Source organism: Ruegeria sp. ANG10 (genome assembly GCF_040705255.1).
GTDB lineage: Bacteria > Pseudomonadota > Alphaproteobacteria > Rhodobacterales > Rhodobacteraceae > Ruegeria.
Genome location: NZ_JBFCVU010000001.1, coordinates 777,617 through 792,372 on the forward strand (window position 1 = coordinate 777,617; position 14,756 = coordinate 792,372).

14 protein-coding genes and 1 tRNA gene are annotated in these 14,756 nt (G+C 59.1%); 7 read left to right on the top strand and 8 right to left on the bottom strand.

Going from position 1 to position 14,756, the window contains the following annotated elements; translation table 11 throughout:
* Positions 1-107: 107 nt before the first annotated feature.
* Genes AB1A64_RS03525 through AB1A64_RS03540 form a run of 4 tightly spaced genes read left to right on the top strand, consistent with a single transcriptional unit; the run spans position 108 to position 3,943 of the window.
* Complete coding sequence (locus AB1A64_RS03525; protein WP_366550138.1) at positions 108-974, top strand: xanthine dehydrogenase family protein subunit M; 867 nt, start codon at positions 108-110, stop codon at positions 972-974.
* Entirely contained in the window at positions 971-1,450 is a 480-nt protein-coding gene (locus AB1A64_RS03530; RefSeq protein WP_366550139.1) for a (2Fe-2S)-binding protein, read from the top strand. The genes AB1A64_RS03525 and AB1A64_RS03530 overlap by 4 nt, the downstream gene beginning before the upstream one ends.
* A complete protein-coding gene (locus AB1A64_RS03535; RefSeq protein ID WP_366550140.1) occupies positions 1,450-3,705 on the top strand; it encodes a xanthine dehydrogenase family protein molybdopterin-binding subunit in 2,256 nt (751 codons plus the stop codon). Before AB1A64_RS03530 ends, AB1A64_RS03535 begins: the two co-directional genes overlap by 1 nt.
* Complete coding sequence (locus AB1A64_RS03540; RefSeq protein WP_366550141.1) at positions 3,698-3,943, top strand: MoaD/ThiS family protein; 246 nt, start codon at positions 3,698-3,700, stop codon at positions 3,941-3,943. Before AB1A64_RS03535 ends, AB1A64_RS03540 begins: the two co-directional genes overlap by 8 nt.
* On the opposite strand, the gene AB1A64_RS03545 is transcribed toward AB1A64_RS03540, so the two are convergent.
* Entirely contained in the window at positions 3,940-4,647 is a 708-nt protein-coding gene (locus tag AB1A64_RS03545) for a DUF374 domain-containing protein (protein ID WP_366550142.1), read from the bottom strand. The two genes, AB1A64_RS03540 and AB1A64_RS03545, sit on opposite strands and share 4 nt — an antisense overlap.
* 143 nt (positions 4,648-4,790) lie before the next feature.
* Between AB1A64_RS03545 and AB1A64_RS03550 the strand changes: the two genes are divergently transcribed.
* A tRNA-Trp gene (locus AB1A64_RS03550) sits at positions 4,791-4,866 on the top strand.
* Between the two features lie 98 nt (positions 4,867-4,964).
* Here the strand turns inward: AB1A64_RS03550 and AB1A64_RS03555 are convergent.
* Positions 4,965-5,399, bottom strand: a complete 435-nt coding sequence (locus AB1A64_RS03555; RefSeq protein ID WP_366550143.1) for a hypothetical protein — start codon at positions 5,397-5,399, stop codon at positions 4,965-4,967.
* Positions 5,400-5,694: 295 nt separating this feature from the next.
* On the opposite strand from AB1A64_RS03555, the gene lptF reads away from it, so the two are divergent.
* The gene (lptF, locus tag AB1A64_RS03560) at positions 5,695-6,834 is read left to right on the top strand and encodes an LPS export ABC transporter permease LptF (protein WP_366550144.1); all 1,140 of its coding nucleotides are present in this window, start codon (positions 5,695-5,697) and stop codon (positions 6,832-6,834) included.
* On the opposite strand, the gene AB1A64_RS03565 is transcribed toward lptF, so the two are convergent.
* Entirely contained in the window at positions 6,831-7,655 is an 825-nt protein-coding gene (locus AB1A64_RS03565; protein WP_366550145.1) for a LysR family transcriptional regulator, read from the bottom strand. The genes lptF and AB1A64_RS03565 overlap by 4 nt on opposite strands.
* Positions 7,656-7,756: 101 nt before the next feature.
* On the opposite strand from AB1A64_RS03565, the gene AB1A64_RS03570 reads away from it, so the two are divergent.
* Positions 7,757-8,347, top strand: a complete 591-nt coding sequence (locus tag AB1A64_RS03570; RefSeq protein ID WP_366550146.1) for an HD domain-containing protein — start codon at positions 7,757-7,759, stop codon at positions 8,345-8,347.
* On the opposite strand, the gene speB is transcribed toward AB1A64_RS03570, so the two are convergent.
* From speB to AB1A64_RS03595, 5 genes are all read right to left on the bottom strand, one after another.
* Positions 8,344-9,186 carry an agmatinase gene (speB, locus tag AB1A64_RS03575; RefSeq protein WP_366550147.1) on the bottom strand — a complete coding sequence of 281 codons (843 nt, stop codon included), beginning with the start codon at positions 9,184-9,186 and terminating at the stop codon, positions 8,344-8,346. The genes AB1A64_RS03570 and speB overlap by 4 nt on opposite strands.
* Positions 9,183-10,352, bottom strand: coding sequence for a carboxynorspermidine decarboxylase (gene nspC, locus AB1A64_RS03580; protein WP_366550148.1), 1,170 nt, complete (start codon positions 10,350-10,352; stop codon positions 9,183-9,185). Before nspC ends, speB begins: the two co-directional genes overlap by 4 nt.
* Positions 10,353-10,436: 84 nt before the next feature.
* Positions 10,437-11,660, bottom strand: a complete 1,224-nt coding sequence (locus AB1A64_RS03585) for a saccharopine dehydrogenase family protein (RefSeq protein ID WP_366550149.1) — start codon at positions 11,658-11,660, stop codon at positions 10,437-10,439.
* A 22-nt stretch (positions 11,661-11,682) separates the two neighbouring features.
* Entirely contained in the window at positions 11,683-13,572 is a 1,890-nt protein-coding gene (gene speA, locus AB1A64_RS03590; RefSeq protein ID WP_366550150.1) for a biosynthetic arginine decarboxylase, read from the bottom strand.
* A 99-nt stretch (positions 13,573-13,671) separates the two neighbouring features.
* Positions 13,672-14,754 (bottom strand): DUF1513 domain-containing protein, encoded by a 1,083-nt coding sequence (locus tag AB1A64_RS03595; protein WP_366550151.1) that lies wholly within the window; start codon positions 14,752-14,754, stop codon positions 13,672-13,674.
* Between the last annotated feature and the right edge of the window lie 2 nt (positions 14,755-14,756).

The following is a 14,756-nucleotide window of genomic DNA, read 5'->3' on the forward strand; positions in this document are numbered from 1 at the left end:
TCGGGTAACATGAAATTTGGTCGCTCCTGCCATGGACGCGGCCATGCTGCTGCACTAACGTCCCCTCTGAACCCAGTGAATCCTGATCAACAGGTGCGAGGTATTTCATGGATTATCACAGCCCCGCCAGCTTTGCCGAAGCTTCGGCACTGGCCGCAAACGCGACGGGCATCACACGGTTTCTGGCAGGTGGCACCGATGTTCTGGTGCAACTGCGATCAGAACTTGTGACGCCCGATACGCTGATTGACATCAAGAAGATCGACGGCGTGCGCGATATCAAAAGCAACGCCGACGGCAGTTGGACGCTGGGCGTCGCCGCCACCGGCGCCGAGATGAGCGAACACCCCGACCTGGGCCGCGACTGGCCTGGTGTGGTTGAGGCGATGGACCTGATCGGATCGACCCAGGTTCAGGGGCGCGCGACGCTGACCGGGAACCTTTGCAATGGCTCTCCGGCGGCGGATTCGGTGCCGGCGATGGTCGCGGCGGGTGTAACCGTCACGGTGACCGGCCCGGACGGTGACCGTGAGGTAGCGGTTGAAGACATTCCAACCGGACCCGGCAGAACGTTACTGGCGAAGGGCGAGGTGATCTCGGCCGTCCACATCCCCGCACGGGGCGAGAATGGCGGGGACGCATACCTGCGTTTCATTCCGCGCACTGAAATGGACATTGCCGTGGTTGGCGTCGGTGTCAGCCTGCGTCTGGATGGGGGCATCATCACCGAGGCGCGCGTTTCACTGGGTGCTGTCGCGCCGACCGTGCTGCTGGTTGAGGACTGCGCCAAAGCCATCATTGGCAGCGCGCTGGACGAGGCCTCGCTGGACGCGTTGGCCGCTGCGGCGTCCGCCGCCTGTAACCCGATTGACGACAAGCGCGGCACTATCGCATTCCGCACCGAAGTCGCTGGCGTTCTGGCCAAGCGCGCCGCGATAATCGCCTTTGCCCGCGCCAAGGGAGAGCAAGCATGAGCAAGTTCCACGTATCCACCACCGTCAACGGGGACACGGTCGAATACCTCTGCGATCCGCGCGAGACCCTGTTGGATTGTCTGCGCGACAAGCTGAACCTGACCGGCGCGAAAGAGGGCTGTGGCACCGGCGATTGCGGTGCGTGTTCTGTCACTGTTGATGGCCGTTTGGTCTGTGCCTGTCTGATGCTGGGGGTCGAGGCTGAAGGCAAGCAGATCGAAACCGTCGAAGGCATCGCGGAGGGTGACGTTTTGCATCCGCTGCAGAAGAAGTTCATCGAACACGCCGCGTTGCAATGCGGTATCTGCACGCCGGGCATTTTGGTGGCGGCCAAATCGCTGCTGGAAAAGAACCCCAACCCAACCGAGGAAGAGACCCGGTATTGGCTGGCGGGTAACCTTTGCCGGTGTACGGGGTATGACAAGATCATTCGCGCTGTGATGGAAACGGCCGAAGAACTGCGGGAGGCTTCGTAATGGCACTCGACGATCGTAAAACACAATTCACCTTCGTTGGAACGCGCCCGGATCGGCCCGATGGTCTGGACAAGGTCACTGGCCGCGCCAAGTTTGGGGCGGACATTTCCGCACCGGGCATGCTGCACGGCGCGATCCTGCGCTCGCCCCATGCCCACGCGCGGATCGTGAAGATCGATACCTCGCAGGCCGAAGCGCACAAGGACGTCAAAGCCGTCGTCACCCGCGCGGATTTTGCCGATGTGCCGTTCGAACCGGGGCTTGAGGGCGAATTCTGGAACGTTCTGGAAAACGTTATGGCGGGTGAAAAGGCCCTGTATGACGGTCACGCTGTAGCAGCCGTAGCGGCCACCTCGGCCTTGGCGGCCCGCGATGCGCTCAAGCTGATCGAGGTTGAATACGAGGTGCTGCCACACGTCACCGACGTGGATAAGGCGATGGAGCCGGATGCGCCGGTCATACGCGAAGGTGCTGCGGATTACTCCGTCCCGGAAGGGATGCACCCGAACGTCGTACGGTATCACGAAAGTGGGCACGGTGATGTCGAGGCTGGCTTTGCCGAGGCCGATTTGGTCATCGAAGACAGCTTTGTTACAGAAGCGACCCATCAGGGTTATATCGAGCCGCATGCTTGTCTTGGCATGCTGGGCAACGACGGCAAAGGCGAATTGTGGTGTACCACTCAAGGCCACTGGATCGCACAGAAGACCTGCGCGGCGTTGCTGGGCATCGAAACCTCGCAGCTGCGCGTCACCGCGTCGGAAATCGGCGGTGGGTTTGGTGGTAAAACCACCGTGTTCATCGAACCTGTCGCGCTGGCGCTCAGCCGCAAGGCGAACCGGCCGGTCAAGGTAGTGATGACCCGGTCCGAAGTATTCCGGGCCACTGGTCCGACATCCTCGGCGTCGATGGACATCAAGATCGGGATGAAGAAGGACGGCACCATCTCGGCGGCCCAGGGCGTGTTCCGCCTGCAGGGTGGGGCGTTTCCAGGTGCACCGGGCGATATGACCGCCATGTGTGCTTTTGCACCCTATAACCTGACCAATGTCAGCCAAATTGGGTTTGACGTTATGGCGAACCGACCGAAACAGGCCGCTTACCGCGCGCCGGGCGCCCCGATGGGAGCCTTTGCGGTTGAATCCGTTATTGACGAGCTGTGCAAGAAGCTGGGCCTCGATCCGATAGAAGTTCGTCTAAAAAACGCCGCCCATGAAGGTACCAAGGCCAGCTATGGCCCGACGTATGAGCGGATCGGTTTGGTGGAAACGCTTGAGGCGGCGAAGGCCCACCCGCATTACTCGGCCCCGCTGAAGCCGGGGCAGGGCCGTGGGATTTCCTGCGGGTTCTGGTTCAACCACGGGGGTGAAACGTCAGTGTCGCTGGCGCTGTCCGAGGATGGCTCGGCACAATTGATGGTGGGAACGCCCGATATCGGCGGCTCGCGGGCGTCGATGGCGCTGATGGCGGCCGAGGTTCTGGGTATTCCGTACGAGAACATCCGTGTGACCATCGCCGATACTGCGACGCTGGGCTATAACGACGTTTCGCACGGATCGCGCGTGACTTATGCCAGCGGTCTGGCGACCATCAAGGCGGCGAAACATGCGGTTGAAAAGCTGTGCGAACGGGCCGCGGCCAGCTGGGGGATTCCGGCGGATGCGGTGAAATGGGAAAACGGCTGTGCTGTGCCTTCGGGCCCCAATGCAGGCGACTTTGACCCGCGCCCACTGGCCGATATCACCGCCCATATGGGGCAGACCGGCGGGCCTATTTCGGGCCATTTCGAGGCCACGCCCGAAGGCGCAGGCGTTTCGTTCGGGACCCATATCGTTGATGCTGAGGTCGACCCGGAAACCGGAAAGACTGCGGTTACCCGCTATACGGTCATTCAGGACGCCGGTAAGGCGATCCATCCTACCTATGTGGAAGGCCAATATCAGGGCGGTGCCGCACAAGGCATCGGCTGGGCGTTGAATGAGGAGTACATCTATGGCGATGACGGTCGCCTGCAGAACTCGATCTTTCTCGATTACCGCATCCCGGTCGCCAGTGACTTGCCGATGATCGACACGGTGATTGTCGAAGTGCCCAACCCCGGCCATCCGTTTGGCGTGCGTGGTGTGGGTGAGACAGGCATCGTGCCGCCTTTGGCCGCCATCGCAAATGCGGTGTCGCACGCGGCGGGCGTTCGGATGAAGCAATTGCCGATGTCACCGCCCCGCATTCTGGCGGCGCTTAAGGACAATGGTTGAGGTTCATCTCTGGTCCGGCCTCCGGTCACTGACCGGGGGCCAACAGGTGGTGGAGGTTGAGGCCAAGACCACAGGCGAGTTGCTGCGAGAACTGGTGAAGGTCCATCCGCAATTGCAAGCCCCGATTGATGCCGGGGTGTCCATCGCCATCGACGGGCGGGTCATTGCCAGCGGACTGACCGAACCGATCCCCGAAGGCAGCGAAATCTATCTGATGCAACGGCTGAGGGGCGGTTAACCCTTAGGCGACCACGGCTCGCGCCCGACCATGTGGTCGGCTTCGGCGGTGATGTCGTTCATGTGTTGCTCAAGGCTTTGGCGCAGGGTTTCGATCTGTTCTTCCGAGGCTTTGCGCGGCACGGTTTCAGTCCATTCCCGGCACAGAAAGACACCCTTATTCCGCCAGGGGCGTGGCATCAAAAGACGATCCCATGTGCCCGCCTCGCGGCCATGTTCTGCCGAAAAGGTGATGCCGAACACCCGCTTGCCCGAGGTGCGTGCCCACACCAAAGGCACTGTGGACAGTACCCGTTCGGGACCACGCGGACCGTCAGCAGCGATGCCAATGGAAATGCCCTGCTTGATCTTGCCGATCACCTGGCGCGATATCGCAATGTTATTTGCGTTTTTGCTGGTCATGGCGATGGTATCCATGCCGAACAGCTTTTGCACTCGGCCCACCATACTACCCGCCCTTGCGGATGAGGTGATCGAACAGATCCGTCCCTTCTCCAAGGGAAAGAAATAGGGGGATTGCGCCAGCCTTTGGTGCCATAGCACCACGATCACCGGCTCACCCTGTTCGACCAACTGGTCCAGTTCGTCGTATCCGATGCGTTGCCATTTGGTGTTGCGGTTGACCATCCGGATATAGCTTGCGATGCGGCGCGCAGCCCAGTTCAGAACGGCTTCGCTGTCGGCGATCTTTTTGCGGATACTCACGGATGGGGTCCCTCGTACTGACCAAACCGTGTCTTATAGAACTCAACGCTGCACGCAACTTGTTTGTCGGATGCATAAGTCGCGCAGAATCTGAAAAAGCCTCTTGAGTCCGCCGCGCGGCTGGCATATCTGAGGCGCACCTTAGGGGTATAGCTCAGTTGGTAGAGCGACGGTCTCCAAAACCGTAGGTCGCGGGTTCGAACCCTGCTGCCCCTGCCATTCCACTCAAATCGCTGTTTCAATGGATGCGCAAATGACGTCAAACGTCGTGCGTTTTGCCGATTGGATGACAGGAAAAGTGACAGACTGCAGAAGTCTTACGCGCACTCTTGCACGCCGATACTTATCAGATATGCGCCGGACACATACAGAAACTCATCCGGGCCCACATACCTTGCCTTGGACATGAACCAGTTTCTTATCGGACGCGGGTAGTACGTGGAAAGCGAAGAGCTTTTCTGGTCGAATTCCTTTTCGGTCATCTTTGTCCGGTTCACCTGGTACGGGCCGTGAAACCCGAAAAGGGTTTCAGAGGATACACACACATCGTCCGCCCCCAACAGCATGGTGCAGCTGGAGTTACAGTAATCCCCGACAATGTGGATGCGCGCGTTGGTCCTGTTGGCGATTTCGATCTGAACCTTGCGGTCCAGAATCCGCCCGCCTGGATCGTTACCAACCTGTATCTCTTTCGATGACAATGGCGCGCTCATCAGTATGAGCGCAGCCAACGCTGCGATTAGACCTCTCATCTGCTCGTCTGCTCAAGGGTGTTTTTTGTTTTGTTTATGTTTAGCAAGAATTCGAAGAGGTAGATACACAGCGCCGAGATACAGCGGGACAGGCGGGTAAGGAGGACACACCTTGACCCGAATATAAGAGTTTCCAGAGGCATAGTCCGCGTGAATCGGCCACGTCACAGTCTAGGGTTCAGCAAGCCACGCCATTGCCGCGCTTTTCGTGGTGGTGACAATTGGCCAATCCCGGTTTCCTACAGCGACGGAATGACATAATGTCCGACCACCACGAACACACGTAAGAGGACCCATGTCGCGCTTTGATGGATATTTCCTGCGGCAATTGCTGATTCTGTTCGGCTTTTTCACCCTGGTTCTGGTCGGTGTGTTCTGGATCACCCGATCGGTTAGCCTGTTTGACCGGGTCATCAGCGGTGGCCAATCGGCCATGGTGTTTCTGGAATTCTCGGCGCTGACATTACCAACGCTGATCCGCACGGTGATGCCGATGGCGGTGTTTGCAGCGGCTGTTTATGCCACCAACCGCCTGAGCCGCGAAAGCGAGATGACGGTGATGCTGGCCACTGGCTCCAGCCCGTGGCGGCTGGCCCGTGCCGTATTCCTGTTTGGGTTGGTCGCCGGGTTGATGATGGCAGTCATCAGCGTCTTTTTGCGCCCCGCCTCGGTGGAACAGCTTGAGCAGCGCCAGGCCGAGGTTGCAGGAGACGTCACCGCGCAATTGCTGAATGAGGGCGAGTTCCTGCATCCGGCGCATGGCGTCACGGTCTATATCGGCAAGATTGATCTGGACGGCACGCTGTCCGAGGTCTTCGTCTCTGACCGGCGGGATGCGCTGAACCCTGTCAGCTATTCCTCGAAGACTGCCTATCTGGTCAACAATGAAAACGGTATTCACCTGGTGATGTTGGACGGTATCGCGCTGCGGTTGGATCAAGAGGGCGGAACCTTGTCTTCGACGCTGTTCGAGGACGCCTCATATGACATTTCCGCGCTGACGAATTCGAACATCATGGCCGAGCGTAGCCTCGAAGCCATTCCCACCATTGAACTTTTGCGAGACCGCACTGCCATCAGCGTCGCCGAAGGTTTTCCCATCGGAGAATTGGTCGACGAATTGCATCAGCGATTTTCCTGGGTTGCCATTTGTATCGCCGTGGCCCTGGCGGGGTATGCCACTTTGATGTTGGGTAGTTTTTCGCGATTTGGCCTGTGGCCGCAGATCCTGGGGGCCTTTTCGATTCTGGTCGTGCTTGAAGGTGTGCGGGGCTTTGTTTCGCCCGTTGTAATCGAAGAACCGAAGCTGTGGATACTGTTGTATCTGCCGGCGGTCATCGGCATCGCGGTTGCTTGTCTGTTCTTGCTGGTTGCTGGGCGGCCATTACTACGCAGGCGCCACAGGGATGCGTCGGGCGGGATCTCTCAGGCTTAAGCTGCGCGCAATTCGGTCAGGCAGGTCAGGACATCGTCGCTGGTTGTGCTGTCACGTCGGGTCACCAGATACAGCGGCAGCAGCAGGTCAATGGCGCCGGTCACTGGGGTCAGTTGGCCCGCGGACAGATGATCCCGGATAACGTATTCCGGGAAATACCCGGTTCCACCCCGCCGCAGGACATAGCGCAGGGCCATCAGGCAATTGCCCAGAAACACCGTTTGTCCCGTGGCCTGCCGCGCGGCCGAGCGGACGTGATCCTGATAGACCTCGCCCAGTTCCAGATTGACGAAAACCGGATCATCCGTTTCCGGAGTTTTGACAAGCAACAGGCGCTCGGGGTTTAACTCGCGCGATTGCACGCGCGGATCGTTGGGCGTCTCGTGGGTCAGTGCAGCGTCCAGAACATGGGTGGCGACCGCGTCGACCATGTTCAGATCGTGGTCATAATTCAACGTCAATAAAAGCTGCCCGAGGAGCTGTTCGAACTGAACCGCCAGATCGACCAGCAACGGGTCCCAGATGCTCAACTGCGCACCAAGACGCAGCGCGATCCGGTTCTGCGTTTGGGCTGGCAGTTCGCGCGATGCAAATGACCAAAGCGACAGCATCTGTTCGGCATATGGTCGGAACTGTTGCCCGAATTCAGTCAGGCTGGTGCCGCCTGCACCGCGGGTGAATAACGCCTTGCCGGTTTCTTCTTCGATCAGCCGGATACGGGCGCTGACGGCGGTTTGTGTCACGTTCAGTTTGCGCGCGGCGGCATGGAAGCCCCCAGTCTCGGCCACGCATAGAAAGGTCTCGATTGCTTTGAGTTGCATGACGATAGTATTTTTTCATCGGAATGATAAAATCAATTCATTTTTTTGAGTAGAAGGCATGGGTTACTCTGGTCCCAACAGATCAGCCAAAGGACCGCGCTATGCTGGACAAAAGCCACAAACCCACCTGGACCAGTTTCGAAGAGGCCACCAAGGCCGACTGGGATGCCGTCATGGAGTATGAAGAGGCGTATAATGCCGCCTTGCCCGATCGCATTCTGGATGCGATCCGGTCACTGGACGAAGACTGGACGCCTTATCCGGTGAACCGCTATCAGCATAGCCTGCAGGCTGCAACGCGCGCATATGAAGACGGCGCGGATGAGGAAATCGTGGTCGCAGCACTGATCCACGACACCGGCGATATCCTTTCCCCCTACAATCATGGTGAGCTGTCAGCGGCGATGATGAAGCCATATGTCAGTGAGAAAACCTATTGGATTCTTAAACATCACTGTGTGTTTCAGGGCTATTACTATAACCATCATCTAGGCGGCGACCGCAACGCCCGCGACAAGTATCGAGACAGCCCCTATTGGGAGGACTGCCGCTATTTCTGCCATGAATACGATCAAAAGGCGTTCGATCCGGATTACCCCACCAGACCGCTCGAGTTTTTCGAGCCCATGCTGCGCCGCGTCCTGAACAAGGGCGAAGGACATATGGAGTTGAACGAAACGTCCGAGGGTTAACAGGCGGCCATCAGGCGATAGACGATTTGCGCGGCGGTAAAGTCCCAGGCGGCATTGCCGTTGGGGGCCAGTTCGACCACGTCAAAGCCCACGCATTTGCGGCCTTTCAGGGTATGTTCGACCAACCGCAGCGCTTGATAGTAGCCCAGCCCGCCGGGCACCGGTGTCCCGGTGGCGGGCATGATGGCGGGATCCAGCCCGTCCACGTCAAAACTGACATAGACCAGTTCGGGGAAATCCTCGGGCAGGTCGACGGCGTGGATATTGCCGGTGACCAACTCCTCGGCATCCACGTGGAAGACGTGATTTTTCAGGCGGCTTTGCGCCTCTTCGGTCGAAAAGGCGCGAACGCCAAACTGGGCCAATCGGATACCTTCTTCTGCCAGCAAATGCATGACCGATGCGTGGGAGTGTTTTTCCCCTTGGTAGGCGTTGCGCAGGTCGGCATGGGCATCGATCTGGACAATGCCGATGGGTTGACCCAAGGCGCGAGCCACACCCATCACAGCGCCGTAACTCAGCGAATGCTCGCCCCCCAAAGTGACCGGCACCTTGCCCGCGCGAATGGCGGCCTCGGTGCGTTTGGCAAGGCGCTCCATGATCTCGGACAGCGACGCATAGCAGTCGACGGGGTCTTCGGTGTAGATGCCTTCGACGCAGGGTTCGGCGTGGCCGGTGATACGCTCCAGCTCATTGCTGGCCTCGATGATGGCCTCGGGGCCTTTGGCTGTGCCCGACCCGTAGGACACCGTGCGCTCCAGCGGCACGGGGATCACGCGGAACCGGGCATCCTCAGTGCGCTCAGATACGGTCAATTCACTTTCGAGGAAAATGCTCATGAGAGTCGGTCCTTAAAGTCGTCGTAGCCGAACTGTTTGATGATCTTCAGTTCGTCCGTTTCGCTGTTCCAAAGCGCGATGGTGGGCAGGGGCACACCGTTGAAGGTGTTGGTTTTGACCATCGAGTAATGCGCCTGATCGAGGAAGGCAAAACGCTGGCCGATCTCCAGCGGTTTGTCCCATGTGTAGTCTCCGATCACGTCACCGGCCAAACAGGACGGCCCGCCCAGACGGTAGGTGTGCCCTGCCGCGGCCTCGTCCATCAACGCGGGACGATAGGGGGCTTCGATCACGTCGGGCATGTGGCAAGTGGCCGAGATATCGGTGATGGCAAGATCCATGCCGTTGGTTGGCAGGTCGAGGATTTCTCCGACTAGAACCCCCGCATCCAGGGCGATTGCCTCGCCGGGTTCGAGATAGACGTCGATGCCATAGGTTTCACGGATGTTCTTAATGAAAGCGATCAGCCCCTCGCGGTCATAATCGTCGCGGGTAATGTGGTGGCCACCGCCGAAATTCAGCCACTTAAGCTGACTTATATAGGGCGCAATTTTTGGTTCTACGGCAGCCCATGTACGCTGTAAGGGGTCGAAGCCTTGTTCGCAGAGCGTGTGCATGTGCAGGCCATCGACACCTTTCAGGACCCCTGCGCTCAGCTGACTGACGGGGGTGCCCAGACGAGAGCACGGCGCACAAGGGTCGTATTTTGGAACTTCGCCTTCGGAATGTTCGGGATTGATGCGCAGTCCGACCCGCACGCCCGCGGCCTGTGCCCTGGCCAGAAACCGATCTTTTTGCGCCGGGCTATTAAAGATGATGTGATCGGACAGCGACAGGATTTCGTCCATGTCTGCGTCCCTATAACCAGCGCAGAAAGTAGCGACCTCGCCGCCATATTCTTCGCGGCCAAGGCGAGCCTCAAAAATGCCACTGGCGCAGGTGCCGCCAAGGTGTTCGCGCACCAGCGGGGCCAGCGAGAACATCGAGAACGCCTTGAGCGCGCTGAGGATGTGTGCGCCGGATTGGGTCCCAATATCTGACAGGATGGTCAGGTTTCGCTCGACCGCTTTTTCATCGACTACGAAGCAGGGGGTCGGTACGCGGCTGAGATCAAAATTGCGGAAAGCTCCGGCGTCTCCGGCTTGGGTTGTCATCATTTCGGACATGTCCGGCGTCTCCGTTGAGTCGAGAGGCCGGGTGCTTTGCCCCCGGACCCCCAAGGTATTTGTAGCCAGATGAAGCTATGCGGATCAGAACTCGACAGGGCCGTCTAGTTCGTGGACCTGCCACGGCAAGCCGTGCTCGTTCAGCATGTCCATGAAGTTATCCGGTTCGAGCTGTTCCATGTTCCACACGCCGGGCTCGGACCAATTGCCTTTGATCACCTGCGCCGCGCCGATCATGGCGGGGACGCCGGTGGTGTAGCTGACGGCCTGGCTGCCGACCTCGGCATAGCATTCTTCGTGGTCGCAGATGTTGTAGATGTAATAGGTCTTCTCGCCCGAGCCGTCCTTGGCCTGACCCGTGGCGATGTCACCGATGCAAGCCTTGCCTTTGGTTTCCGCGCCCAGATCGCCGGGATCAGGCAGCAGGGTTTTCAGGAACTGGATCGGGATGATTTCCTTGCCGTCATGCATCACCGGGTCGATGCGGGTCATGCCGACGTTCTGCAGTACGGTCGCGTGTTTGATATAGGCGTCGCCGAAGGTCATCCAGAAGCGTGCGCGTTCGATCTCGGGGAAGTGGGTCGAGAGCGATTCCAGTTCCTCGTGATACATCTGGTACATGTTTTTCCGCCCGATGGCGGGGAAGTCGTATTCAACCTTGTTGGTCAGCGCCGGGCTGTGGTGCCATTCGCCGTTTTCCCAATGGCGCACTTCGGCCAGCACTTCGCGCAGGTTGATCTCGGGGTTGAAGTTGGTGGCAAACTCCTGCTCGTTCGAGCCGCCATTGGCGTCCAACACGTCGATCTGGCGTATGGTGTCCAGCTTGTGCTTCTTCAGCCATTTGGCGAAGACGCTGGTCACGCCCGGATCGAAGCCCGAACCAAGAATGGCGGTCAGGCCAGCCTCTTTGAACCGTTCCTGATAGGCCCATTGCCAGTGGTATTCGAACTTGGCCTCATCCTCGGGCTCATAGTTCGCTGTGTCGAGGTAGTGGATCCCGGCCTCAAGGCAGGCGTCCATCAGCACCAGATCCTGATAGGGCAGGGCGAGGTTCACCAGAATCTCGGCCCCTGTTTCCTTGATCAGTTTGACCGTGTCTTCAACCTTGTAGGCATCCAGTTCCGCCGTGGCGATATCAACGCCCACACGCTCTTTCACCGCTTTGGCGATGGCGTCGCATTTCGATTTGGTCCGGCTGGCCAGAGTGATTTCGGTGAAGATATCCGAATTCATCGCCATCTTATGCACGGCAGCGTGGGATACGCCGCCCGCGCCGACAACCAGTGTTTTGCCACTCAAAGTTCCCATGGGGGTAATCTCCTCTCTGGGGTTATTCGTAATAGGTGTAGCCGTTGATCGAGTCGCGATAGGCACTCATCAGGGTTTTGCGGTCCTTGGCCATCAGAGTACCGGTCGAGATCGCCTCGTCCACCATTTTGCGGAAGGCGGCGACGCAATCATTGGGGTCGAACTCGACATAGGACAGGACCTGGCTGATGGTGTCGCCCTCTTGTTCGTGCAGCAGGTCAAAGCCACCGTCAGCGCGCAGGTCGATGGTCACGACATTGGTGTCCCCGAACAGGTTGTGCAGATCGCCCAGTGTTTCCTGATAAGCACCGACAAAGAACACGCCCATCAGGTATTCCTGGTCCTCGGGCAGGGAATGTACCGGCAAGCTGGGTGAGACACCGTCGGCCAGAATGAACCGGTCAATCTTGCCGTCGCTGTCGCAAGTGATGTCGGACAGGACCGCGCGGCGGTCCGGAGTTTGGTTCAGACCTTGCAGAGGCACGATTGGGTGCAACTGGTCAATGGCCCAGACATCGGGCAGCGACTGGAACAGCGAGAAATTGCAGTGGTAGATATCGGCCACTTTCTCAAGCTGGTCATCCACATCCGTTTCCAGACCATCGCTTGCTGCCAGCGCCTTGAGGCGGGCCATCAGCGACAGATAGATGCGTTCGGCGCGGGCCATTTGGCGCAGGTCGACATAGCCGCGGCGGAACAGCGCGCGCAGCTCGTTGCGGTAAAAATTGGCGTCGTTCCAGCATTCCTGCAAACGCTCGGTGCTGAGATACCCGTTTATCGCGGCAAGGTCTGAGACCAGATGGTGATCGTCCGCTTCGACCTCGGGGCCGTTCGGTGCGTCATACAAAGTGCTTTCCAGCACGTTGAATACCAGCATCGACGACGTCGCCACCACGGCACGGCCGCTTTCGGTCACCAGCGTTGGATGTTCGACCTCGGCCTCGTCCATCGCGTAGGCCACGGTTTCAACCACGTTGGCGCAGTATTCTTCGACCGTGTAGTTGATCGAGTTCTCGGCGGCCTTTTTCTCACCCGTATAGTCCACACCCATGCCGCCGCCGAGGTCCAGATGGGTCAGCGGCACGCCCTCGCGCGTCAGTTCGGTGTAGTACCGGCATGCCTCGCCCACGGCACGGCGCACGTCGTTAACGTCCTGTACCTGGCTGCCCAGATGCGAATGCTGCAGCTTCAGACAGTGCAGCAGGCCAGCCGCTTGTAGCTTGTCTACCGTGGCGACCAGTTGGTCGGTGTTCATGCCAAAAGCAGACCGGTCGCCCGAGCTTTCTTCCCACTTGCCGCTGATCTGATTGGTCAGTTTGACCCGCACACCGATCAGGGGTTCGATGCCCAGCTCGTTATAGACCTCGATCACCGTGTCCGCCTCTTTGGGGCTTTCCAGAACGATGACCGTGTTGAACCCGATCTTGCGGCTGAGGATGGCCAGTTGGATGAACTCGGCATCCTTGACGCCATTGCAGACAATCAGCGCCTCGCGGGCCAGACGGTGCGCCAATGCGACGACCAATTCGGGCTTGGACCCAGCCTCGAGCCCGTAGTTGTACTTTTTACCGAACTCGACGATCCGGTCGACCACCTGAGCCTGCTGGTTCACCTTGATCGGGAAGACGCCGCGATAGCTGCCTTTGTAGCCGACACGTGCAATCGCATCGCGGAAGCTTTCGTTGATATGCGCGATCTCGTTTTCCAGATACGAGCTGATGCGCAGCAACATCGGGGCCTTGATACCGCGTTCGTCCAGATCGTGCAGAATGCCGGGCAGGCTGATTGCCGCCGCCTCGGGCACCAGGGGATTGCGCAGACCGATCTCGCCCTGCTCCGTCACCTCAATGAGGCCTTTGCCCCATTTCTCAACCCCGTAGATAGAATGCGGTGCGTCGGGCGTCTGTTTCAATCAGGTCAGTCCTTGCGGTTAAGTGCCGGTTTAGCGCCCGCCAATACGGCAGCAGTTTGATTCTTCCAAGTGTAATCTATGCGATGGGATTTGCCGAGTTTATGCAGGCTTGCGAATTGGGATCAGGTGATTGTCCCAATGACAGTCCGGCCGGGCCGAAATGCTGGGGGCAGATATCAGTTCTCCGACTATCCCGGTGCCAGTGGTAAAGACAAACCCTTTAGGACCAGGGCCAAGGCCACAGACGTCTTCCAACGGGAAATTGCCAGTTAGTTGGGCGCTCGAGACGTTGAACCGGTGCAAGGCGTTGCCGCGCGGACAGGTGATGGCAACCGTGCTCCCATCGCCGGCAAAGGCAACGCTGCCGGCATAACCTTGCAATGTGCTTTGCGCGGCCTCAGAGGCGGAAAGCAGAAGTGGAGCCTCCCCCCGACGGTGCAGGCCCAGCAGTGGGGGGTGTTGCGTCTTGTCTCCCTGCCACTGCATCGCAAATGCCACCAGCCCGTCTCGCCGTACCGCCAGATGGCGGATCGAATTCTTATGCAGCGCGTGTGGCAGTGCCGCCTGCTCCAAAACCGTGCCGGACAAATCCAGATAGGTCAGCCGCGGCTGCATGGTTGGCAAGTTCAGCTTGGTGCGCCCTGTCTCGGGATGGGTTTCGATGCCGCCATTGGCGATGACCAGCGTCTGACCATCGGGCATCAACCGTATGTCATGGGGGCCGATCCCGCCCGAGGGGAACTCACCCCGGCGTGCATAATTGTCTGTGTTCCACACGCCGATAACGCCGGCTCCGGATTCATAGTCGTTTTCGGTGGTGTACAACTGGGAACCGTCGCGGGAAAAGACGCCATGGCCAAAGAAATGGCGGCCAGCGGGGGCGTTCAATCGGGTGACTTCGGTGCCGGAGGCACAGTCAATGACCACCGCAAAGGTCCCGGGGCGGCGGGCAAAAGCCACAGCCTGCGCGCGGTGCGGATGGGCTGCAGCCGCGTGGCCGCGCGCAGGTAGAGGTATGGAAAACAGGATGTTTCCGCCCGTTTCCAGACCGGCCAGCCGATAGCTGCCATCCGGGAACAGGGCAGCGGCGAGATAGTCGGGCGAACCAACTGCGGCCCAGCCTTGTAACGGCGAAAGGCTGGTGGCGGCCAGACCGGCCAGAAAATGACGACGGCTGGGCAACG